The 23,257-nt window shown below is 50.8% G+C and carries 14 protein-coding genes and 1 pseudogene; 13 read left to right on the forward strand and 2 right to left on the reverse strand.

Annotated elements, in window-relative coordinates; all coding sequences use genetic code 11:
* Positions 1-16: 16 nt before the first annotated feature.
* From Q9R35_RS10925 to Q9R35_RS10945, 5 genes are read left to right on the forward strand one after another with little or no spacing between them, the layout of a single operon-like run.
* A complete protein-coding gene (locus Q9R35_RS10925; protein WP_149721112.1) occupies positions 17-2,716 on the forward strand; it encodes a hypothetical protein in 2,700 nt (899 codons plus the stop codon).
* Between the two features lie 10 nt (positions 2,717-2,726).
* Entirely contained in the window at positions 2,727-3,848 is a 1,122-nt protein-coding gene (wecB, locus tag Q9R35_RS10930) for a non-hydrolyzing UDP-N-acetylglucosamine 2-epimerase (protein ID WP_149721113.1), read from the forward strand.
* 14 nt (positions 3,849-3,862) lie between these two features.
* On the forward strand, positions 3,863-5,128 hold the full coding sequence (gene wecC, locus Q9R35_RS10935; RefSeq protein ID WP_149721114.1) for a UDP-N-acetyl-D-mannosamine dehydrogenase: 1,266 nt from the start codon (positions 3,863-3,865) through the stop codon (positions 5,126-5,128).
* Positions 5,129-5,154: 26 nt separating this feature from the next.
* Positions 5,155-8,520 carry a glycosyltransferase gene (locus Q9R35_RS10940; RefSeq protein WP_149721115.1) on the forward strand — a complete coding sequence of 1,122 codons (3,366 nt, stop codon included), beginning with the start codon at positions 5,155-5,157 and terminating at the stop codon, positions 8,518-8,520.
* 47 nt (positions 8,521-8,567) lie between these two features.
* The gene (locus tag Q9R35_RS10945; protein ID WP_149721116.1) at positions 8,568-10,121 is read left to right on the forward strand and encodes a heparinase II/III family protein; all 1,554 of its coding nucleotides are present in this window, start codon (positions 8,568-8,570) and stop codon (positions 10,119-10,121) included.
* A gap of 298 nt (positions 10,122-10,419) precedes the next feature.
* On the opposite strand, the pseudogene Q9R35_RS10950 reads toward Q9R35_RS10945, so the two are convergent.
* Together Q9R35_RS10950 and Q9R35_RS10955 are read right to left on the reverse strand one after the other, a co-directional pair.
* A pseudogene (locus tag Q9R35_RS10950) lies at positions 10,420-11,187 on the reverse strand (integrase core domain-containing protein); the annotation flags it as partial.
* Between the two features lie 428 nt (positions 11,188-11,615).
* Positions 11,616-13,124, reverse strand: coding sequence for a hypothetical protein (locus Q9R35_RS10955; RefSeq protein WP_149721118.1), 1,509 nt, complete (start codon positions 13,122-13,124; stop codon positions 11,616-11,618).
* Between the two features lie 717 nt (positions 13,125-13,841).
* On the opposite strand from Q9R35_RS10955, the gene Q9R35_RS10960 reads away from it, so the two are divergent.
* The 8 genes from Q9R35_RS10960 to Q9R35_RS10995 all read left to right on the forward strand — a co-directional run bounded on the left by Q9R35_RS10960 (position 13,842) and on the right by Q9R35_RS10995 (position 23,221).
* On the forward strand, positions 13,842-15,062 hold the full coding sequence (locus tag Q9R35_RS10960) for a heparinase II/III family protein (RefSeq protein ID WP_149721119.1): 1,221 nt from the start codon (positions 13,842-13,844) through the stop codon (positions 15,060-15,062).
* A 156-nt stretch (positions 15,063-15,218) separates the two neighbouring features.
* On the forward strand, positions 15,219-16,049 hold the full coding sequence (locus tag Q9R35_RS10965; RefSeq protein ID WP_115634511.1) for a polysaccharide deacetylase: 831 nt from the start codon (positions 15,219-15,221) through the stop codon (positions 16,047-16,049).
* A gap of 14 nt (positions 16,050-16,063) precedes the next feature.
* Complete coding sequence (locus tag Q9R35_RS10970; protein ID WP_311219842.1) at positions 16,064-17,026, forward strand: polysaccharide deacetylase; 963 nt, start codon at positions 16,064-16,066, stop codon at positions 17,024-17,026.
* A gap of 5 nt (positions 17,027-17,031) precedes the next feature.
* On the forward strand, positions 17,032-18,348 hold the full coding sequence (locus Q9R35_RS10975; RefSeq protein WP_311219843.1) for a glycosyltransferase: 1,317 nt from the start codon (positions 17,032-17,034) through the stop codon (positions 18,346-18,348).
* Positions 18,345-19,430, forward strand: a complete 1,086-nt coding sequence (locus Q9R35_RS10980) for a glycosyltransferase (protein WP_042485845.1) — start codon at positions 18,345-18,347, stop codon at positions 19,428-19,430. Before Q9R35_RS10975 ends, Q9R35_RS10980 begins: the two co-directional genes overlap by 4 nt.
* Before the next feature lie 15 nt (positions 19,431-19,445).
* On the forward strand, positions 19,446-20,924 hold the full coding sequence (locus Q9R35_RS10985) for a glycosyltransferase (protein WP_109089234.1): 1,479 nt from the start codon (positions 19,446-19,448) through the stop codon (positions 20,922-20,924).
* Positions 20,911-21,684, forward strand: coding sequence for an SDR family NAD(P)-dependent oxidoreductase (locus tag Q9R35_RS10990; RefSeq protein WP_311219844.1), 774 nt, complete (start codon positions 20,911-20,913; stop codon positions 21,682-21,684). Before Q9R35_RS10985 ends, Q9R35_RS10990 begins: the two co-directional genes overlap by 14 nt.
* Complete coding sequence (locus Q9R35_RS10995; RefSeq protein ID WP_311219845.1) at positions 21,674-23,221, forward strand: LTA synthase family protein; 1,548 nt, start codon at positions 21,674-21,676, stop codon at positions 23,219-23,221. The genes Q9R35_RS10990 and Q9R35_RS10995 overlap by 11 nt, the downstream gene beginning before the upstream one ends.
* Positions 23,222-23,257 lie beyond the last annotated feature (36 nt).

Raw genomic sequence — 23,257 nt, forward strand, 5'->3', positions numbered from 1 at the left:
ATAGGGAAGTCATCTAATGTCTATGTCATCTGTTATGCCGCTTGATTGCGGGGTTATGGAATCTCTATCTGACCATGAGCAGCGCCTGGTAAAGGAGAACCGCCTATTACTGGACCAACTGCAGCTCGTGCAGGAAGAATTGGGACGTTTGCACGATAGCCCTCATTCAATAGGAGGGGGCAAGACGCAAACAATTATTCATGTGGCTCCTGCGGATATTAGATTTGTAAAGGCCGAGACGGAGAGGCTTAGACTGGAGTCTCTGCTGGGAGTGCAGGCCAGATTGCATGAGCTAAAGACACAGTATGCGTTATCAGGTCAGTTGGGCGAGATATTGATTGATGGTATGCGGTCTACGGGAGCCTTGCTGACTGTCCCAAAACGGTTACGTCAGGCTTGGCGCCAGAACAGGCGTAGTCAACCACCGGCTGTGCTGGGTGGAAAGTCATTTGACAAGGTTGTACAGGCTTATCAGCAAGGTGGCGATAAGCAGGTTGAGACGCTTTTCAACCAAGTTGCAGTGTCGAAAAGTATTCAAGCTAGTGCGTGGACTGCAGTAGCACGCACTTATCAGACTAGTGACCCTGAGTTGGTGGCAACGTTGGCACGCCGTGCCTTTGAACTGGAACCGCGAGGTTTCCGGCAAAAATGGCTGGCCTTTCGTTTGCATGAAGCAGGAGGTTTGTTTGAGGCAGAGGCCTTGTTGGCCTTGTTGCCAGACGATGTTCCATTTACGGATTCTGAGTCGCGGCAGAGAGACCGCTTGCTGAACCAGGCAAAAGAATTGCGTTTGGCCCAAGTCAACGCACAGTATCAGGTAGCGTCACAGAACGAGGCTGTGCAGCGTCAATGGGACGAGTTGGTTCAGGAACGTAACGCTTTATTGAATCAGCTCAGGACCCTACAGGGGCAACTAGATAACCTGCAGAGGGAATCGAGTCGCGTAATGCGAGTCAGGGATGAACAGCTCATGCTGATCGACGAGCTCCGGGCCAAGCTTGCGCAGACACAAAAGGATCTGGCAAACAGTGGCCAGGAGCAAGAGCAGCAACGGCAGTTTGTTCTGCAAGAACAGCTGGCTAAGCAGGGAATGCTCAGGCAAGTGACTGACTTAACACTTGCGCTTGAGCAGGAGTCTGCGTTGAGGCTTCAATTTCAGAAGAAAGATGTAGGCTTGCAGGCAGAGCTTAAACGGCTTAACCAAACGCTTGTTGAGAAAGAGGCACAAGCGGGGCAATGGTTTGAGCAATGCGTCACTGTGCAGGGTGGCTTAGCGGAGATGGCCCAGCAATATGAGGGTCTGAAGACGGAGTTGCAGATGCATCATCAGGACAAAGAGGCAGCTTTGTCACAACTTCAAACTTTGAGGATCGCTCACGATGAGTTGCTTGTAATAGCGGAGCAACGCTTGGAGGAAGTTGGGTCCGTATTGGTTCAGTTAGAAGAGTCAGTAACTGAGTCTGAAGAGCTTCGGGGGCAGTTACGGGACACGCAGGGAGAAAAAGACTTTTTACTGTCGCAAGTGCAAGAGTTGGCTGGTGCTCGTGAGGAACTGGTCGGGCTTGCTGCTCAGCGCTTGGAAGAAGTGCACGCATTGCAATCTCAAGTTCAGGTAATAACACAGGAGCGAGATGAGGCAAGGCAGCAAATCAATGTGGACCGAACAGACTACAAGTCTTTGCAGGCGCAGTTGAATCACGCTTTTCAGGTTCGTGATGAGTACATTGCTTTAGCCGCACAACGTCAGGGAGAACTGTTGCAGCAAGCTAAAGAGCAACTGAACTTGGAAAAAAGTAAAGCCGCACTGGAGGCCCGTCAGCTGGAGTTACAGCAATTATTGTCGGCGCAGAATGCACGTGAAACAGATCTGTTGGAGCGGTTGAGTACCCAAGTGCAGTCTTTGGCAAAGCGTGAGACGGTTGTCCCAGCGGCCTATGAGGAGTTATTTAAAAAACAATCTGACGATTTGGTACGAGTCCGTCGCCATCTTGAAACAGCAGTTAAGAATAATAGTGCCAATGCTGTACGCCAGATCCAGTCCTTTGTTGGGATGCAAGAGTATTTTGCCACCGGAGTGCTACCTGCATTCAACAGCGAGGCTCACAGCTGGCCAATCTCTGCAGACTTTGCATTGTGTTTGGTGCAGCAGTTGGTGCTTAAGCCTTATGACCTCGTGATTGAGTTTGGGTCGGGAATGTCTACAGTCCTGGTGGCGAAAACCTTGGCTTCGATGGCTGAGCGTAATGGCACTCGTCAGACTCAGTTTGTTTCCTTCGATCATCTGGATTCGTACTACCAGCAAACATTGGCTTATGTCCAGCAAGCTGGGCTGGAGAAGGCTGTTCAGCTGTTATTGACACCTATTGAGGATTGGCAGGCAGCGGATGGCCAAGTCTATCCTTATTACGGCTGCCAAAGCACCTTGGCCAAACTTGCCAAGCAAAGACAAGCTACCCGAAAACGCATTTTGGTGATTGTAGATGGTCCTCCGGCTGCTACGGGCCCTCAAGCTCGATATCCCGCAGGTCCTTTGTTAATGGAGCATTTCCCCAATGCCCATATTGACTTTTTGATGGATGACTATATCCGCGAAGATGAAAAGCAAGTGGTGCAGCACTGGCTGGCAGATATGGAAGCCTTGGGGCGGGCAGGAACATCTACCGAATACAAACTTGAGAAAGACGCCTGTTTACTAACTGTTTACCCTAAAGATTAAAAGTAATTTTATGAAGATTTTGACCGTATTTGGCACACGACCGGAAGCCATCAAAATGGCTCCGGTGGTTAAGGCATTAGCTGCCGACTCTGCGTTCGAGGCACGTGTTTGCGTGACGGGGCAACACCGTCAGATGCTGGATCAGGTTCTGGATATTTTTTCCATCAAACCTGATTTTGACTTGAACCTGATGAAGCCAGGTCAGGACTTGTATGACATCACCAGTAACGTGCTGTTGGGCATGCGTGATGTCTACAAGCAATGGCAACCAGACATGATTCTGGTGCATGGTGATACGACTACCACCATGGCCGCAGCTTTGTCGGCCTATTACGCCAAGATCAATGTTGGCCACGTCGAGGCTGGATTGCGCACTCACAATAAGTACTCGCCATGGCCAGAGGAAATGAATCGTCGCCAAGCAGGCGTGCTGGCTGATGTGCACTTTGCCCCAACCGAGCAATCACAATCGCATTTGTTGCGTGAAGGTGTGGATCCCAAGACAGTACATATCACGGGCAATACCGTAATCGATGCGCTGCTGGATGTAGCAGCACGCGTACGCCAGGACTCGGAACTACGTAGCCGTTTTGAGGCTCAGTTCTCTTTTATCAACCCAGCCAAACGCTTGGTTTTAGTGACGGGGCATCGTCGCGAAAACTTTGGCTCTGGCTTTGAAAACATCTGCCTGGCCTTGCGCCAGATTGCCTCCCGTGGCGATGTGCAGGTGGTGTATCCAGTGCACTTGAATCCAAATGTTCAGGAACCAGTACGTCGTATCTTATCCGACGTTTCCGATGTTCATTTGATCGAACCACTGGATTATTTGCCCTTTGTTTACCTAATGGACCGTTGTGACCTTTTGGTTACCGACTCTGGGGGCATACAGGAAGAAGCGCCTTCTTTGGGCAAACCGGTATTGGTGATGCGAGACACGACCGAGCGCCCTGAAGCCGTGGATGCAGGAACTGTGCGGTTGGTGGGAACAGAAACACACGCCATTGTCAGCGCTGCCACGCAGTTGCTGGATGACGCTGCGGAATATGAGCGTATGGCTCGGGCGCACAACCCCTATGGGGACGGTAAAGCCGCCACCCGCATTAGTGAAATTTTAAAAACTTTGATCTCTTGATTCGGAAGACCAGCATGTTTGAAACTCTATCCATGATCGGCCTGGGCTATATCGGCCTGCCTACTGCAACATTATTTGCCTCCCGCCGCAAAAAGGTCATTGGCGTTGATGTGAACGCTTACGCGGTTGACACGATCAATCAAGGCCGGATTCATATTGTTGAACCTGAACTGGATATGCTGGTGCAGGCTGCCGTACACGGTGGTTACCTGCGCGCTACGCTGACACCAGAACCTGCTGATGCGTTTCTGATTGCCGTCCCCACTCCCTTTCTGGAAGGCAATAAACCTGACCTGAGCTATATCGCCGACGCAGCCAAAGCCATTGCACCAGTGTTAGCCAAAGGCAATCTGGTCATTCTGGAGTCGACATCCCCTGTTGGTACGACTGAGCAACTGGCCCAATGGTTGGCTGAAGCTCGTCCTGACCTGAGCTTCCCTCAGCAGGCGGGTGAGGAGGCTGATATTCAGGTGGCCTATTGCCCAGAGCGTGTTTTGCCCGGTCGCGTAGTCCATGAGCTGGTTAGCAACGACCGCGTGATTGGTGGCATGACTCAAAAAGCCACCGAGATGGCGATTGAGCTGTACCGGATTTTTGTGGAAGGCGCTTTGGTGCCAACCAATGCACGCACCGCTGAAATGTGCAAACTGACAGAAAACAGCTTCCGCGACGTGAATATCGCGTTTGCTAACGAGCTGTCTCTGATTTGCGATCGCCTGAATATTAATGTGTGGGAACTGATCAGCCTGGCTAACCGTCACCCACGCGTTAATATTTTGCAGCCTGGTGCCGGAGTGGGTGGTCACTGCATCGCCGTGGATCCTTGGTTCATCGTGGACAAAACTCCTGAAGAGGCTCGCATTGTTCGCTTGGCTCGCGAGATTAACGACTACAAACCTGAGTGGGTTGTAGAAAAAGTGAAGGCTGCTATTGCCGGAGTATTGTCGCTGCGTCCTGATGCACGCATGTCTGATATCAAAGTGGCATGCTTGGGCCTGGCTTTCAAACCCGATATCGATGACTTGCGTGAAAGTCCTGCTGTTGGTGTTTCCAAGAAGATTGCCAGCCTGGGTTGCAAGGTCCAGGCCGTAGAACCCAATATCAGCGAATTGCCAGCCAAGCTACAAGGTACGGGTATTGAGTTGTCCGCGCTGGGTAGCGCTATGGCTGATGCCGATGTTGTCTGCGTTCTTGTTAAACACCGTCCATTCATCGAGCAAGTTGCTGAGATTCGCAAGCACGCCCAGTGTATTGACGTTGTAGGTTTGTTTGCGGAATAAGCGCTAGGAAAGCAGAAAAGGCTGATATGTTGCAATCAAAAGTAAGTAGTGCTGCGCGGGCATTTCGCGATGAGGATTACGCACAGGCGATGACCCTTTATAAAGAGCTGGGGGAGCAGTTGGGACACCAGTTCTTTGCTGCAAATTTGGCTCTATGTCAGTCACGTTTAGGTGCTTCGCTAGGCCAAGGAGAATTGGCCAGCCTGCCAGCTAAGCAGCTGCGTGTGGCAGGGGTGATGGATGAGTTTACTTTTCACTCTTACGACCCGGAGTGTGAGCTGTTGCAGTTGCATCCCGAGCACTGCATTGAGCAGCTAGAAAGGTTTAAGCCACATATACTTTTTATTGAGTCAGCCTGGCAGGGATTCGAGCAGCTTTGGAAACTGAAGATTAGTACAAATGGCCCGGAAATTAACGCTTGCATTGATTGGTGCAAGCGTAATGGCGTGCCTACCTTGTTCTGGAATAAAGAGGATCCTGTGCACTTTGGCACATTTATCCCTTTGGCCAAGCAAGTGGATTATGTGTTTACGACAGATATTGATTGTGTGCCCAAGTACAAGGCTCACGTAGGCCATGAACAGGTCTATTTTTTACCTTTTGCGGCACAGCCCAAAACACATAATCCAATCGAGATTTTTGATCGTAAGGACGCGTTCAATTTTGCGGGCTCTTACTATCTTCGTTATCCAGAGCGCCAACGGGACTTTGCTGCGTTGATTAACGCAGTAAAGGATTTGCGCCCAGTTGAGATCTACGATCGCAATGCGGATAACCCACATCCACATTACACCTTCCCTGATGAGTACAAGCCCATGATCTTGGGCAAGTTGCCGTTCTCTGAAATTGATAAAGCCTATAAAGGCTATCGCTACGGCATCAATATGAACACGATCAAGCAATCACAGACGATGTTTGCACGAAGAGTGTTTGAGTTGCTTGCGTCGAATACGGTTGTAGTATCGAATTTTTCCAGAGGCGTTCGTTTGCTGTTTGGCGATCTGGTGGCCTCATCAGATCAGCCTGAAACATTGACGCACTGGCTGAAGGATGTTGTTCAAGACGATGTTATTTACCGTAAGACTCGTTTATTGGGTCTGCGTAAGGTAATGGGGGAACATACCTATTCGCATCGCTTGGCTTATATACGCGCCAAGCTGACGAATACTGTTTACGCCCCTCCGTTGCCACCTGTTGTGTTGATCGCGACCGCATCGACACAAGCAGAGGTGCTGAGTCTAGTGGAGGCTTTCCGACGCCAAGCGTATCCATACAAGCAACTGCATATTGTGTGCAGTTTGCCAAAGCCAGAGACTAGTTCTGCTGACTTCACCCAGCATGAGACTGCAGATACTTTGCTTAATCATCTGCGTACGGTGGATCCGGGAGCGTTGGTAGGCGAGTGGAGTAAGGATGACTACTATGGCGAGCATTATCTGACTGATTTGGCTTTGGCCAGTACCTATAGCAGTGCCTCCGCGTTTGGTAAGTCCACTCATTACAAGGCCAAAGATGGAGGGCTTGTATTGGAATCCCCTAATGGACAATATCGTTACGTGGATTCAGTAAGCGCCCGTAGCGGTGTCGCTAGGTTGCCGGCGTTGCCACAAGGGTGGCTGGCCGAAATGCTGAATCAACCTGGGCAGTTTAGGTTCAATTTGAAACAGGCATTGGCGATTGACGAGTTCAATTACATTGCAAATGGTGCTGCTTTGTCGGTCGAGCTGCACAGGCAAGTGGATGATCTGCCTTTAGCTGATCTGGGCGTGTCATTTTCTGAGCATCTGGCGAAGACATCGGCACGGTTACCTGCTGCTTCCTACTTAGCGGGAGGAGATAGCAGTAACTTACCTCAAATCAGTGCGACAGAATTACGCACTATTCTTGCGGCCCGCGAGGGGGTGAGTCTCGGTGTACACGAGAATCGCTTGCGGATAGTTTCGACGTTGAGGCCTGGACAGTTTGTGTATTTATATGCCAAGAGGGTCAAAACACGTGAGGAAATGAATTTGCTGCTTAATAGCCAGTTTGAGCTTTGCTGCGAGGGCAATTTGGCTGTTAAGACCGTATTTGAGTTTCAGGATAAAGACGGTAAGAAAATCTCCCATCAGATGAATCATGCAGGTGACAAACATGCACTTGCTATTCCTGCCCATTGCACTCAGATTCGTTTTGGCTTGCGCATTGAAGGAAGGGGCGATGTATTGATTGAGCGGTTGGTTTTAGGTAGTAATGCGGAACGGCCCGCCGCCATCATCTGTCGGTCTCCGTATCTTGTCTTAACCAAGCAGTATCCGGCCTATGATGACTTATATAGGTATGGGTTCCTACATAGCCGGATTCGTGCTTACAAGCGTGAAGGGCAGATTGTCGATATTTTCCGAATCAGTAAGGATCCCGCGGGCTATCGTGAGTTTGAAGGGATCGATGTGGCAAATGGCGATGCCGACCTGCTTGATGCCACACTGGCTACTGGTCAGATTCGTCATGTACTAGTGCATATTCTTGACAGTAACATGTGGCGCGTGCTGCAGAAGTATTTGGACACTGTCCGAGTTACTGTTTGGGCGCATGGGTCTGAGATCCAGGCTTGGGAGCGTCGTCAGTTTGAGTTCGAGGGGCTTACTGAATCGGAAATTACCCGTCGGAAGAAACTGGGGGAGCAACGCAACGCATTCTGGCGCGATATCTTGAAGGCTCCCCACCCTAATCTGCATATGGTGTTTGTGTCTCAGTACTTTGCGGAAGAAGTGTTCGAAGATCTAGGGGTAAGTATTTCTAAGGATAAATATAGTATCATTCACAACGCTATCGATACCTCACTGTTTTCCTATCAGAATAAAAATAAGGAGCAGCGCAAGCGTGTATTATCCATTCGTCCGTATTCAGCTCGCGCTTATGCTAATGATCTGAGTGTGAAAGCGGTGGGGCATTTGAGCTCGCTCCCTTTTTTCCCAGATTTACAGTTCCACTTTGTGGGTGATGGTGAATTGTTTGAGGAGACAATCGCGCCATTACGTAAGTTCTCTAATGTGCGTATTGATCGAAAGTTTGTGACGCAATCAGAGATTGCACAATTACACAAAGAAAATGGGATTTTTCTTGTGCCGACTCGCTGTGATTCGCAGGGGGTATCACGCGATGAAGCGATGTCTTCTGGCCTAGTGCCCGTCACCAATCGCGTGTCTGCTGTTCCTGAGTTTGTGGATGAATCCTGCGGTATTTTGGCTTCGCCAGAAGACGCAGAGCAATTGGCAGACGGGATTGCGGCTCTCTATTCGGATGTAGATGCCTTCTTGGCTTACTCGAAAAAGGCGGCGGAACGTGTGAGAGCGCAAAGTGATGCTCGTTTGGTGATCAAGCGAGAAATCAGTCTTTTTGCTGATCATTAATTGATCAGCGAACAGAAAAGAATATAAAACAGGGCAGCGATTATAAGATGATGCACAGCGGTCTTTTCCCAGCCAAAACTGACAACGATGAGGTGTTGGCAAGAAGGCTTGTTGATGAGAATTTCATCGACACAAGAAATTTTGGCTCGGTTTACTGTGGTGCCGACATCTGGTCCAGTGGTCCGCAGCAGGACCGTTCCTGGCGTTGGACCTTACATGCTTTTCTTCCCTTGGACCCGTTGATTGCGACGGGTCGTATAGGCATGCTCAGTCAGTTGATTGGGACGTGGAGGAGCAAATTCGAGAGTGAGGCCATTGAGCAAGACTTTCCTTGGCATGATCATGCGACTGCATTGAGGCTTGATCGCTTATCAAGGATAAAGTTGCAGTTTCCCCAGTGTGACTTTATGGATTTGGCGCAACGGCATGCCGAGTTGCTGATGCGTGACGATTTTTATTCCAAGCATACCAATCATGGCTTTGATCAGGCGCTGTCCTTAATACTGGCTGCTTTGGCCTTTCCTGAAGCTGAGGCTGCCGGGGCGTGGCGTGAGCTCGGACTAGCTCGCCTTAATGCTGAAATCCACTTCGCTTTCACGGACGAGGGTGTTCATGTGGAGAACAGCCCCGCCTACCATTTCGGCATGATTTCCAACATGTTGAGAGCAAGGCGGTTGTTGAAAGCTTCTGGGCAGTACAGTGCAGACTTTGACGAGCATTTTGACAAAGCTCTCCGCTTCTTGATTTGGGTAACCAGACCTGATCGATTTTTGGCCTATATGGGAGACAGCACCAGCTATCGCCCCAGTGTGCATCCTGAACTGGTTGATTTGCCAAGTGTGCCCTTGGTGGAGTGGGTGTCAACAGGCGGCAGGGTGGGTACTGAACCGACTGGCAATTTCGCTGTTTACGAAGAGTCTGGCTACGCTGCGTACCGGTCTTCATGGAAGTCGTGGCCGGGCCATACGCATATTGTCATGAAGAGCGGATTTCTTAGTCCTTATCATCGACAGGATGATGACTTGAATGTTCTTGTCCATGCCTATGGTGAGGATTGGCTGATTGATTCGGGACTCTACAATCACAACCGACTCGATCCTGTCAGGATCTATATGCGGTCCGCGCGAGCTCATAATGTGCCTTTCGTTGCTGGTGCCAAAATAGATCGTTCAAGTGTCGGAAAAAATTTTGCGACGTTAAAACGAATGGAAGCGCCTGGATTCCCTTATGCGGTCAAGGCTGAGACGAGGATGTATCAGCCGGGATCGGTGACACGCGAGCTTTTAATCGAAAATCAGGATCATTTTCTGATTCGAGATGTATTTTCGGGCTATGAGCAAATGCCGCGGTACTGGATCTTTCACGTTCCTAAAGACAAGTCCGTAACATTGAATGATGGGGCGGTTTTAGTATCGGGTAAGAAAAAAACGATGGTTATTACTCCGTCAGACAGCGAGCTCTCTGTGTCTTTATATCTTGGCTTCAAGCAACCTTTTCCTAGCGTGACCAGTACGGCTATCAATAAAACTAGCGACTCTCGAGCGATAGTTTTTGGGCCGTTTGCAAGCGAAGCAATGCAATTTGACTTTCAGTTTATATAGAATGGAGTTGGATTCGTGGGTAAACGAAAAGTGACCTGGCCCCGCGGCAGTTCGTGGGAACACTGAGCAACGATTTAACAGCCATGGTCTGTGTCTCTAGTTCCGATTGGTAGAAAATTTCCGGACAGGTCACAGGTACAGAAGGCATAGCATAAAGTACCCAGGTGCAATGATTTTTGGTCAGGCGCAGCAGCCAATCGGCGATCTGATCATTCGTGAATTTTATCGCTTCCTTGGCTATCTCGCGTTGGCGAGACGGTAATCCCCCCATTTTTATCGCTTAACCGAAGTAGAAATGCTACGTAGCTATGGCCAGCTGCTGTTTTGGGGTATATCCGCCCAGTATTATATTTGGGCCTTCATGATTGTAGGACCACACCCACTGAGTGGCGACGCGCTGTACGTGGCCTAGATCGTCCCAGTGATACTGGGATAACTATTCATAGCGCACGGTCCTATTGAACCGCTCGACGTAGGCGTTCTGCTGCGAATGGCCGGACTGGATGCACTCGAGTTTGTTGCTCCACGTCTGCGCTCACTGCACGATGGCTGTGCTTAGATATTTCGGGTCGATGTCATAGCGAATAGCCGATGGCCTTCCTCGCCAGCTGATGATCTGCTTTAGTGTGCGGACCACCCGCTCGGAGGGTATCGAGAAGTCGACCTCGATGCCCAACGCCTCGCGATTGAAGTCGGCGTTTACATTCAGCACCCGGATGCTGCGGCCATCGGCAAGCTGGTCCTGTATGAAGTCCATCGACCACACCTGATTTACTGCACTCGGAGCTGTAAATGGCTCGGGCGTCTGCCGGACCTGACGTTTACGCGGCTTGATTCGCCGGTTCAGATAGAGCGCGCGGCAGATCCGATACACGCGCTTGTGGCTCCAACCGAAGTCTCGAGCGTTGCGTAGACACAGAAAGCACAGACTAAAGCTCCAACTGCGATGATTGTCCGTCAGGCGCAGTAGCCAGTTCGCGATGGCTTCGTTTCTGACATCGGCCTTCGCTTTGTATCGATAGCAGGTTTGGCTTACGCCGAAAACCAGGCAGGCCAGTCGAATCGACTCGTCCATGCCGCCGTGCTTCGCACGCCATTTGTAAAATGTTTCCCTTGTAGTTAAGGTCAGTATTCTCTGGCGGCCAATTCTGGAGGAGAGTTGGCGCTGTACGGGAAGGACTTGGCAAGGGTTTCAAAATTATACTTATTAGGATTCCTCCCTTAGCAAACAGTCGTGGCGGGATGATAAAGATGCGTCTAGATCAGCATTCTAATGCGTCGATAGTTAGTAAGTGTATTGAATTTCTAGCCGTAGGGATTTTCAGAGACTTAGCGTCAAAAAGCCTTAATAGCACAACGATTTGACAGAGTACAGATGCGGAAAATATTTTCCGCATTTTTTTGCTAGTTTCCGATGAACTGGTGTAGATAATTGGTATGCATACATATGTAGCAATGTAGAAGTAGCCTGTTGCTTCGCATTCCCTATTGGCTCTATCCTTGGCTGACAATGCCTTGCATTGCTGTTAAGGCTGTAGATCGGTGCGCTCCCCTGTTTTCATATTGTTTTGGTAAATATTCTACGATATCTGTGATGGGCTTTATTTTGGATTTTTGGTGGATTGAACATGATTGATATACAACCTCCAATGCAGTTTGGTCGAGCATCCATCCATCGCGATCTGAGTTTAGGCAGAAACTTAAGAAGGATTTCAGTTTTGTCAAAAACTCAGATTCGCTAGTGTTTCTGCCGAATAGATTGAAGCCTGCCAAGATTTTTGTCCATGGCAGGAACGAGTCGCTTGTGTATAAGGCTATTTCATTATCCGCCATCTCAAAAAATCCTTGTTCAAGCGGTTTATTAAAATCAATGTCAATGTCAGCTACTAAAACATTTTCTTTGTAAGTTTGAATTATTTTTTGTAGTATTAGATATCTAGCCGTTGCATAGTAGGTTTTTCTGTTTTCTTTTTCTCTCTGCTCTTTAGTCTCAAGTTCAATGCTCACTCCAACCGATGTTCCCTTTATGATTCTTAATATTTCGCTCATGTTTATTTCGGCTGGGGCAATTATATGAATGTGAAGCTTCGCTCCGATTTTTAATAATTTTTCATAGGTTTTCTTAAAATACGCGACAAAATACCCATAGTCGCACGACATTAAGATTATTGGGCCGATCTTGTTTTCGGTTTTCTGCAGAAAATCTAACTCTCTGTGATAAGTTATATCATTAAATTGCGCATCATCTAGGTGATAAAAATATGATAGTGCTCCTGTCTGATGGAAAAGCAAGTTATGCTTGGCTTTAATGAGTTTTTGGAACTCATTCTGAGCATTCATGTAATTGCCTGCTCTATATTCAAGAAGGCCACTTAAGAAATTTCTATCGGATTCAGGAATGCCTTTCTTGGTTTTAACTGACTGTTCTATTTCTGATCTATTGTTAATAATAGTTTGGTTGGGGGCGGTGTAGAGTATACTGTTGATTAGAAATATATGCTGCGCAGGAGTCAGCCAGTCAAAGTTGATCAAGCTTAGGCATGCATCAGCGAATTTTGATCCAGATTTGTTTTTTGTTTTGCCATTGTGAGTTTTACTGCGAATTATTTGAAATAATCTGGAAAGATGTGCCGGGTATTTCTTAATAAATTCTATTAAATTTTCATTGCTGAAGTCATTTAATAGTATTTTGTTTAATTTTTTTTCTGCATCCTGGTTTTTGTCTTTGAACGCAATTTCTATTACGCTTGTCCCCCAGGCGGTTTTTTGTTCTGTTTTTTTATCTTTGGTAAATAGACGGATTCTATATTTACCTATTGGTAGTTTATTGAATTTAAAAAAATTTTCTTTTTGATATTTTATTTTTTCTATACATACGGATCTTGAGTCTAGTAAATATGCTGCATAAAGATATTCTTTATCTTCTGCTGTGGTAACTTCTATATGTATATTGTCATCAAGAATATTGATTTTTTGTGTGTTCGTTTTGAAAGTATGTGTCATTTTCACATTTCCATGCACATGCCATGGCCATAAGGTTGGGCAACGTATTGTAGAACGATCAGCCTCTTAAGCGGCCTTTTTAATGGGAGCCCTATGCCCCAAAGATTCCTACGAATGAGTAGCGATGGCTTGAATTTTGTTTTCAGTACGGGCGGAGGTCTGGCTGCCTGGATCACTACCTTTAGTCTTATAGCCCCTATTTTGTGAGGTGTGTATGTACTGATCCTTAACGCGATAAAGCCACCTGAGCTGTATGAGGATAACCCGGTTTTCCGTAGTGGTCGTAATTGGCTGGGAAGTCATTGTCGCCTGGGGTACCTTGGATAAGAGGAAGATTGCTGCTGGCGTGGTATTGGCGGTTATTGCTTTAATTGCCGCGTGTGAAGGCGTTCTTTGATCGCCTATGTGGACCCGGTGGGTATTCCGACAGTTTGTGACGGCCGATTCACTGGGCATTGAGGTTGATTTTTCGCTGCTGTCCGAGCGCGGGAGCTGCACTTCAAGCAGATTATCAGCTGGTGGGGAAAGCCCTTAGCCATTCGGTGCGATAATAGACCCGGATACCTTAGCGCAGCAATTGTCGAGTAGGCTAAGGCATGATATATAAACCTTTAATATGTTCAGCCTAGTAAGTCACGACAGAATGCCTATGTCGCACGGTTCAATAGGGCCGTGCGTTACGAATGATTGTCCCATATTACTGGGACGACCTGAACCATGTCCAGCGCGTCAACACACAGTGGATGCGGTCCTACAATCACAAGAGCCCAATTATTGCTTTTTGGGGATTACCCTGTTTTCCAGGTTGCGGTCAGACGCATTACGAGTTTGGCGCAATATACTTATCGTGCCGAGGCGAGCGGAGATGTCTACAATCAGTGGGATCAAAATCCTCATGCGGTCGTGATGGGGACAGGGTCTCCTAAAGACCAGTTTTTTGTTGGGACCAGTGTTTCACCCATGGGCCATATTCAGGCGGATCGCGACAGCATCGTTCTGGGTATGCGTAAGCGCTGGTGGGTTGATGAACCTGGTTATCAACAGTATGCCCAAACAACGGAACGGGATTTCACCGTTGGACCTACGGCTCATAACACTCCTGTGATTAATGGGCAGGGCCAGGTTTTTAAGCTGGCAGTGATTGTGTCAGAGCCTGACGTCAAAATCGATGGGAGCGGGACGATGGAGCTGACGCTAGATCTGACTGCTTGTTATGAGCCGCAGTGTGGTGTGAGGAAGTTGGAGCGAACTGTTTGGATGTTGCCAGCAGGGAACCATGTTGTTATTTGCGATGTAATCGATACGGTTTTGCCTGCTCAGGTGACTTGGCATTGGCATGGGCATTCCGAACTGTATTGGGCCTTGAATAAAACAGGGGTTTCATTGGTGGACGGTGAAATGGGCGATGTGCTTCATGTCACGTCCCCCCAATTAATAACGACAGCGGCCAGTATTCAGCGCTTACCGGGTTCACGAGGACAGAAGACTCTTGTGTCATCGGTGTTTGTAATGGAGCGTGTAGCGGTCTGGTGGGTGTTCTCCCGTACCGAAGCGCTGCCTGTGTGTGAATTACAGAAAAATGTGTTTGTAGTTGACGGGCAGTCTATCCCTTTGGGAGACCGGTTGGATGGAATGGCTGAGACGTTATCTCTTTTGCCAACTGAAGCACCTTCGTTACAAGTGACTGCAGTGCGCAAGGGTAGAATCGTGACTGCCGTATGTCATGTGAATAAAAATCGTTTCCCGGGAGATGTGGAATTCGCGTTTTATCTTATGTCCGGGGAGTCGAAACTTCAGGTTCTGTGGTACAGCCCTAGCGCTCAAGTAGAGCTGCATGTACCGGATAGCGTTGATATAAATACGTTGAAGGTACATGGGTTTGTCCGGAATAAATCGGATCACACTCGAAAACTTATGAAAGCTGCACAGGTGCTCTGATGAGACCATTCAGTCTGGGTGGTTAATTTGAGGACAAGAAATCGTTTCGTTTTACTGACAGTGGATACCGAGGCGCTACAGCGCAGGGCATCGGACAGGCATGTCCAACGCCTGGTCTGGGGCGAGCACTCCACCGGAACTGCTGGAATCCGCGAAATGAGCTCCATTGGTGACGAGTTCGGTGCCAAGCATGTCTTCTTTGTGGACTTGTGTGCCACGATTGCGCAGCAGCCTCAGATGTTGGAAGCGGTTCGCTGGTTGGATCAGCAGGGTCAGGATGTGCAATTGCATGCCCATCCTGAAACTTTGCCCAAGTCTTTCTGGGCCAAACACCGTTTGCCTCCCAGTCCCGGTTTGATGAACCAATACAAAGACCAGGCTCGTGCCGAATTCGTCTTCCGACACTTTGGCAAGTTGATCTCCGACGTTACAGGCAAGCCCATCCTGGCCCATCGCGCAGGCTCGTTCCGTTGGAATGCCCTCACAATCCGTGCTTTGCAGGCCGTTGGTATTCCTTTGTCGTTCAACCAGTCCATGCGGGCTGCCTTGTTAAAGCGTTGTCCAACAGGCCAGCCTGATTGCTTGCCTTATGCCTGGTCGAACGGAACGATTGAAGTCCCGGTAACAGAGCGGTTTACCCCGGGGGTGTCGGATGCCAAGCCAGATCGCTGGTCCAGTCTGACCTATCCGGAGTCTTCTTATTTTCAATATGGTTCGCGGCCTACGACTTTCTGGAAGGATCCCTTGTGGTCCTTGCCCAAGGTCTCGGTGGTGTTGATGCACTCCTGGTCCTTGTTGGACCTGGATGAAAACGGCCATTTCCAGTACACGAACGATCGCTTGCTGGAGGGTTACCGCCTGTTCTTGCAACGAGTTGTTAAGGATTACGACGTGATCACCACAGCTGATTTTTTAGATCTGCAGGCGCGGGGTAAAATCCGTCTTTCGCGAACAGTTAACTTAGAGCAGGTAGAAACACAGGTATGAGGGATCGCTACGCAATGATTACGGTCGACACAGAGGCGCTGCCAAAGCGGGCCTCTGACGACCATGTTAATCGTCTGATCTGGGGGCGATTTCCAAAGGGTACGGCCGGTGTGGCCGAAATGTGCAAGATCGGTGACGAGTTTGGCGTCAAGCATGTGTTCTTTACGGACTTGTGCGGGGCTTATTCTCGCCTGGACGAGCTGAAAGAAGTGGTGCGCTGGCTGGATGAGCAAGGTCAGGACGTACAACTGCATACCCATCCGGAGTACTTGCCTGACAGCTTCTGGAAAGAGCATGGCTTATCCAACCGTCCGCAGTACATGAATCAGTACACCGAGCAGGCCCGTGCGGAGTTTGTGTTCAAGCACTTTGCAGGTTTGATGTCCGAGGTAACTGGCAAGCCGGTTCTGGCGCATCGTGCCGGTTCATTCCGTTGGAATGCGGATACGATTCGTGCCCTGAAGGCAGTGGGTATTCCTTTGTCCTTCAATAATTCTGTGTGTGCCGTACATAACAACCAGTGTATTTACAGCAAGCCCACGAACAATCCTTTTGTTTGGTCTAACGGCGTGATCGAAGTGCCTATGACCGAGAAACGGATTTTAGGTAAGGTAGGCAAGCCAGAGTGGTGGGCTCGCCTTACTTACCCAGAGTCCAGCTATTTCCGTTTCCGCCCTTGGTGGGGACAGTTGTTGTTGAATACGCTTAGCGGCAATCCGTCATTTGCGGTTTTCTTGCTGCATTCTTGGTCCTTGCTGTTCTGGGACGAGAACGGCTTGGGTGAATATCGTGACGATAGTCGCATGGAAGGCTATCGCAAGTTGCTGGCCCGCCTGACTAAGGACTATGACGTGATTACGACGGCAGAGTTTCTGGATTTGAAGGCTCGCGGAAAAATTGTTGTGCCTGACACGGTGGACTTGTCGCTGGCAGAGCTGCAAGCAGAACCGGACAATAAAATTCAGAAAAAGGCCTGAGGAAAATGTTCTTTAAGTTATGGCGTGGGCTGGTGCGCGAGCCTTGGATGGCTTTGAGCCGGCGTTTGACCTTGTTTACTGTGCGTCGGCAAACCCGACGCGGTCAGCGTCGTCAGACACCTTACGAACCCGTGCCAGGACGTTTGCTGTATGTGCCGGCTAGTGCCTTGCCGTATCACATCAGTGGTTACACCACCCGAACCCATGAGATTATCCGTGCCATGCAAGCGGCAGGCGGGGATATCTGCGTGCTGACCCGCCCCGGCTATCCATGGGATCGTAAAGACAGACTGGTGGATGCCGAGCAGGATGAAACCTTGGTGGATGGGGTGTGTTACGCACATGCTCGCAATCCTTCCAACAAGCGCCCCGTCATGCAGTTCGCCATAGAAGCCGCCGCCTCCATTGCTCAGGAAGCCATCAAACAGCGTGTCGCCGTCATTCATGCCGCCTCTAATCACGTCAATGCCTTGCCAGCCTTGATTGCCGCACGTCAGTTAGGCATTCCGTTCCAATATGAAATGCGTGGTTTGTGGGAGCTGAGCCGAGCCTCCCGCATGCCGGAGTTCCGTGACTCGCAGGGCTTCAAGCAGGGTCTGGAGTTGGAAGGTCTGGTTGCCAGTCAGGCAGACCGGCTGTTTGTGATTTCCGAGCAGTTGGGTCAATACGCTCGCGAGCATTGGAATGTTAACCCTGCACGCATGGGCCTGATGCCCAATTGTGTCGACCCCTCGCGCTTTACTCCTGGCGCTGTTCAGGATGTGCAGCCCAATACGATTGTCTACGCTGGTTCTTTGATTGTTTATGAAGGGCTGGATGTCTTGATTGACGCTGTAGCGGATCTGGCGGGTCGTGGCAAAGATGTGATCCTGACCATTATTGGGGATGGGGAGGCGCGCGCTCCGCTGCAGGCTCAGGTGCAAAGTCTGAGTATGGAAAAGCACGTGCTGTTTGCTGGTCGGGTCTCGCCTGAAGAGGCTCGCACCTTGCAGGCCAAGGCCGCGCTGGTATGTATTCCTCGTCGTCCCTTTGAAGTGTGTCGCATTGTGCCTCCCATCAAGTTGGTCGAGGCGATGGCGATGGGCAAGCCTGTTCTGGTGCCGGATCTGCCGGTGTTTCAGGATGAAGTTGGTCCCTGTCGTTCGGTACGCTTTTTTAAAGCGGGTGATGTGCAGGATCTGGCTCGTGTGTTGGAGGAGACTTTTCAGGCTGGTCCGGAAGTGTTGGCACAGGATGGTGCCTTGGCACGTGAAGAAGCCACGCAGCGCCGCAGCTGGGCTGACTTTGTGGTGCATGCTTTGCCAGCCGGGGCTAACTCATGATCGGTCGTGCAATCCGGGCTCTGGGGGCGCGCGTCTACACGCACCCAACCGTCAGCGAAGACGGCAAGCCTGCAGGGCAGTTTGGGCAATTGAAAGTGGCCTTGGTCTCGGACTACTTCACGGCAGATTGCCTGTCAGCCGAATGCTCCATCCGTATTCTGAACCCGCGCAATTACGAGGAGGTCATCTCCTCCTGGAAGCCTGATCTGCTTTTTGTGGAGTCCGTGTTTCATGGGCTGGGTGGCGCGTGGCGTTACGAGCTGGCCAAACAGTCACGCCTTATCCGTTTGCGCACGCCTCGCACGATTTATAAGCTGGTGCAGTTCGCTAAGGATCAGGGTGTGCCCACGGTGTTCTGGAACAAGGATGACGGGGCGTACTTCGAGCACTTCATTGATGTGGCCAAGGCCTTTGATTATGTATTCACCACGGACAGCGATTGCCTGCCGCGTTATCGGGCCCGTTTGAGTCCTGATGTGCCTGTGAATACCTTGAGCATGCCGTATCAGCCTGCGTTTCATAGTTTCACGGGCTTTGATTTCACGCGCAAGGAAGGGTGTTTTACGGGCAGTTATTACCGCCGCATTCTCAGTGAGCGTCGGCGTTTTCTGGATATGATTTTCGGGGCCTGTGAAGATGCTCAAATGCATCTGAATGCCTACGACCGGAATCATGACAGATTGTCCCGTCATATTGAATTCCGTTTTCCTCGTTCGACCCATTTACAGGTGCACGGCCAGGTGCCGCACCGCGAGACGGGGCGTATCTACAAAGAGCACGTGATGTGCCTGAACGTGAATTCGGTCACGGACTCGGACACCATGTGCTCGCGCCGCTTGCTGGAAATTCTGGCCAGTGGGGGCATTGCGGTGACTAACCCCGGTCGTGCGGTGGATCGTTATTTTCGTGACTTTTGCCATGTGGTGCATTCCCGTGAGCAGGCCAGTGAATTGTTTGCCCGTCTGCTCCAAGGTCCCACCGCACAGGACTGCGAGCGTGCGGCGGCGGGGGCGGCTTATGTACGCCAGTTCCACACCTGGGAGCATCGCCTCCAGGAGTTGGCTGATGTGGTCGGCTTCTAGGGTGCGCTTGTTTCCATGATTGTGAACATTTTTGCGTACCTGATTCAGGCGCTGTTCTTGCTGGTTGTCGGGGCCTTTGCCCTGTACGTCATCCTGGAGTTGCGGGTACTGTTGATCTCGCGGCGCGTGGAGCGCCGCAAGTTAAGCGATCTGGTGCAGACGTCTGCCTCATTGCAGCAGGACTGGTATCCCAAGGTCAGTGTTCTGTTGCCGATTTATAACGAGGCGGCCGTTGTCGAGCGTCTGATTGATGCGGCTTGTCGCCTGGATTATCCGGTGTCCGCGCTGGAAATTCTTGTATTGGACGACTCAACGGACAAGACGGCGCTGTTGGCCCAGAACAAGGTGGATCAGTGTGCTCGGCAAGGTGTGCCTATTCGCCGCATTCAGCGTGCCGATCGTGCGGGCTACAAGGCCGGGAATCTGGTGCATGGCATTCAGCATTCCCAGGGCGAGTTTTTTGCGATCTTTGATGCGGACTTCTTGCCGCCTGCTGATTTTCTGCAGAAAACCATTCCGCCTTTCAAGGACGCGAAGCTGGGTTTTTTGCAGACGGGTATTGGCTATGAAAACCGTGATCACTCTTTCTTGACCCGCTTTCAGGCCATGGAAATGGGCCACCAGCAATATGTGACGGTGGGACTGAGCGAAGACGGGGATATGGCTTCCTTAAGTGGCAGTTCCTGTGTCTGGCGACGCGCTTGTGTGGAAGCCCTGGGCGGTTGGAATGCCTCCACCATTACTGAGGACGTGGACCTGGGTTATCGGGCCCAGTTTGGTGACTGGAAGTACGCTTATTTGCGCGATGTGGTGTCCATGTCCACCTTGCCCGAGAACATCAGTGCGTTCCGTGTGCAGCGGGAGCGCTGGGGGCGAGGGCTGATTCATAGTGCCTTCAAGCACCTGGGGCAGATGTGGCAGCAGGACATGCCCTTGATGAAGCGCATGCATGCGTTTTCCATGATGTTTTCATCGGTCATGCTGGCCTCCATTTACGCCTTGATTTTGTTGAGCCTGCCGCTGAATTATTTGCTGGATTTCGACCATGTCGTCTTGCTTTGGGGCGCGCCGCTGTTCTTCTTGCTGGTCGCTGTCTGGGCGTTGAATAATGCCTTTGGGGCACGCAAGGGCGCGCGTTTCGATGACAGGCCGGGTGTCTTGGGGACCGTGTGGCATACCTACTTGTATGTCGCCATGTTTCCGCCCATGGCTTGGTATTATTTTGTCGGCGGTGTACGAGCCGCCTTCAAGGTTTACGGGGAATTTAACCGTACGCCTAAAGGCGAAGGCGAGAAGGCGGCAAGACAGCCTCGCATCAATCTGTATTTGCTGATCGGAGAAGTGTTCACGTTTCTGTATTCGGCACTGGCCTTGTATGTGGCCATACGCATGGGCAACTACTTGTTGGTTCCCTTGAATGCGACTGTGTGTGTAGGCTTTGGCATGGTTTTGTACTGGTCCTTTCAAGAAAGGAGAGCGCGTGGGCGTAGCTGAACCAGCAGGGCAGGAGCGGATTCTGATCACCGGAGCTACCAGTGCCATTGGTGGCGAGCTGGCGCTTTATTATGCCAAGCACGGTACAGAGCTGACTTTGCATGGTCGCAATGCTGCGATTCTGGAGCCTTTGGCCGAGCGCTGCCGTCAGGCGGGCGCGCAAGTGCATACCTATCAGCTGGATTTGCGTGATCTGGATGCCTTGCATGATTGGTTGTCGCAATGTGCCGCGTTTGATCTTGTCATCGTGAATGCGGGCATGAATATCCATGTAGGTCCTAATGGCGAGCCAGAGGCCTGGGAAGATACCGAGCTGTTGCTGGATATCAATGTGAAGGCTTCGCTGCGAGTCGTGCAATCTGTGCTGCCTGCCATGCGCGCGAGAGGGCGCGGTCAGATTGCCTTGATGAGTTCCTTGGCCGCTTACTTTGGTTTGCCTACCACGCCGTCCTATAGCGCCAGCAAGGCGGCTGTCAAAGCTTATGGTGAGGGGCTGCGTGGCTGGTTGGCCCCGGAAGGGATCAAGGTCAATGTGGTAATGCCAGGCTACGTTAGCTCGCCCATGTGCGATGCCATGCCGGGCCCCAAGCCGTTCTTGTGGACCCCGCAACGAGCAGCCAAGCGTATTGCCCGTGACCTGAAAGCCAATAAAGCGCGCATCAGCTTTCCTTTCCCTTTGAACCTGGGCTGCTGGTTTCTGGCAGTGCTGCCCGCCCGGGTGTCCGTTTTTATTCTGAGCAAGATCGGTTATGACGCTTGAGCCAGGATTCTGGACTGCTATCCTGGCGGCCTTGTCGGGGCTGGCCCTGACAGTTGTGCTGGAGCGTTTCTTGCAAACGGCAGCCAGCTTGCGTCGTCCCGCAGCGGCCTGGGCTTTGCATGCTGGCCTGTATGGCCTGGCGTATGTTGTACTGGTTTTCGTGTTGGGACGGCCTATTTTTGCCACAGCCTTGCTGTGCGCGTTTTTCCTGCTGCTGGTCGTGGTCAGCAATGCCAAGTTCAAGGCGTTGCGTGAAGCCTTTGTGTTCCAGGATTACGAGTATTTTACGGATGCGATTCGTCACCCACGGCTCTACATTCCTTTTCTGGGCTGGGGGAAGTTCTTCCTGGCGGCAGCGGGTTTTATTGCTGCTCTGACGATTGGCTTATGGCTGGAAGCCGTGCCCGTTTTGCGGGCTGCCTGGACCGGGCAATGGGGAGCCTTGGCTCTGCTTGCTGTGTTGAGTCTGGGCTTGCTGCTTTGGGGTAATAGCGCGCGTTTGATGGTGCAGATTGCCCCGGAACAGGACGTGCAGGCCTTGGGGCTGTTAGCCAGCTTCTGGCGATACTGGCAACAAGGCCGAGAGCGTCCAGGCTTATCTTCCCCTTTTGAGAATTCGGCTCCGAAGACCACGTCTGTTCTGGCCGGTGCTGATGCTTTGGCTGATCTGCCTCATCTGGTTTCCGTGCAAAGCGAGTCCTTCTTTGATGCCCGGCGAATTTCTGATGGAATTCGGCCAGAGATTCTGGCGGAGTTTGACCGCTTCAAATCCGAAGCGGTTGCCAGCGGATATTTGCAGGTCCCCGCTTGGGGGGCGAACACAGTGCGCTCGGAGTTTTCCTTCTTGAGCGGTATTGAAAACAGTACTTTGGGTGTGCACCGCTTCAACCCCTATCGCGCAGTATGCGCGGGATGGTCGGTGGCGACCTTGGCTTCCTGGTTGAAACAGCAGGGCTACCGCACGATCTGCATTCATCCTTATCCCGCCAGTTTTTACCAGCGTAATCGCGTATTCCCACTGTTTGGGTTTGACGAGTTTCTGGACATCAAGGCTTTTGCTGATGTGGAACGTACCGGCCCTTATATTGGTGATCTGGCGGTGGCAAATAAAGTCGCCAGCGTGCTGGAGCAGGCTACAGGGCCGGTATTCATCCACGTGATTACGATGGAGAATCACGGACCTTTGCATCTGGAAAAGGTCGATGCGGGTGATATCGAGGCCATGTACCATCGGCCTCCTCCGCAAGGCTGCGAGGATCTGACGATTTACTTGCGTCACATCCGTAATGCCGATGCCATGCTGACACGTTTGCGCGGAGCCTTGAGCTCTTCGGATAGGCCAACCAGCCTGTGCTGGTATGGTGACCACGTTCCCATCATGCCCTCGGTCTACGCAGCTCTGGGGACGCCGTGTGGGGATGTGGATTACTTTATCTGGAACTCTATGCAGGGCCAGACAAGAACGCCGCATCGGGATGCGGCGATTCATGATCTGGCGCGGGAGTGGATGTGTTTTAGTGGATTGATGGGTAAGTAGACATTTTCTCCGATTGCGGCACTGGTATCTATTATT

Source organism: Alcaligenes sp. AB3 (genome assembly GCF_031844565.1).
Classification (GTDB): Bacteria; Pseudomonadota; Gammaproteobacteria; order Burkholderiales; family Burkholderiaceae_B; genus Alcaligenes; species Alcaligenes faecalis.

Excerpts from the sequence above, each read along its gene's own strand:
- Q9R35_RS10960 (WP_149721119.1), top strand. The coding sequence starts at position 13,842 with ATGTCCAGCGCGTCAACACACAGTGGATGCGGTCCTACAATCACAAGA.
- Q9R35_RS10975 (WP_311219843.1), top strand. The coding sequence starts at position 17,032 with ATGTTCTTTAAGTTATGGCGTGGGCTGGTGCGCGAGCCTTGGATGGCT.
- Q9R35_RS10985 (WP_109089234.1), top strand. The coding sequence starts at position 19,446 with ATGATTGTGAACATTTTTGCGTACCTGATTCAGGCGCTGTTCTTGCTG.
- wecB (WP_149721113.1), top strand. The coding sequence starts at position 2,727 with ATGAAGATTTTGACCGTATTTGGCACACGACCGGAAGCCATCAAAATG.
- Q9R35_RS10925 (WP_149721112.1), top strand. The coding sequence starts at position 17 with ATGTCTATGTCATCTGTTATGCCGCTTGATTGCGGGGTTATGGAATCT.
- Q9R35_RS10965 (WP_115634511.1), top strand. The coding sequence starts at position 15,219 with ATGAGCTCCATTGGTGACGAGTTCGGTGCCAAGCATGTCTTCTTTGTG.
- Q9R35_RS10955 (WP_149721118.1), bottom strand. The coding sequence starts at position 13,124 with ATGACACATACTTTCAAAACGAACACACAAAAAATCAATATTCTTGAT.
- Q9R35_RS10980 (WP_042485845.1), top strand. The coding sequence starts at position 18,345 with ATGATCGGTCGTGCAATCCGGGCTCTGGGGGCGCGCGTCTACACGCAC.
- wecC (WP_149721114.1), top strand. The coding sequence starts at position 3,863 with ATGTTTGAAACTCTATCCATGATCGGCCTGGGCTATATCGGCCTGCCT.
- Q9R35_RS10945 (WP_149721116.1), top strand. The coding sequence starts at position 8,568 with ATGATGCACAGCGGTCTTTTCCCAGCCAAAACTGACAACGATGAGGTG.
- Q9R35_RS10995 (WP_311219845.1), top strand. The coding sequence starts at position 21,674 with ATGACGCTTGAGCCAGGATTCTGGACTGCTATCCTGGCGGCCTTGTCG.
- Q9R35_RS10940 (WP_149721115.1), top strand. The coding sequence starts at position 5,155 with ATGTTGCAATCAAAAGTAAGTAGTGCTGCGCGGGCATTTCGCGATGAG.
- Q9R35_RS10970 (WP_311219842.1), top strand. The coding sequence starts at position 16,064 with ATGATTACGGTCGACACAGAGGCGCTGCCAAAGCGGGCCTCTGACGAC.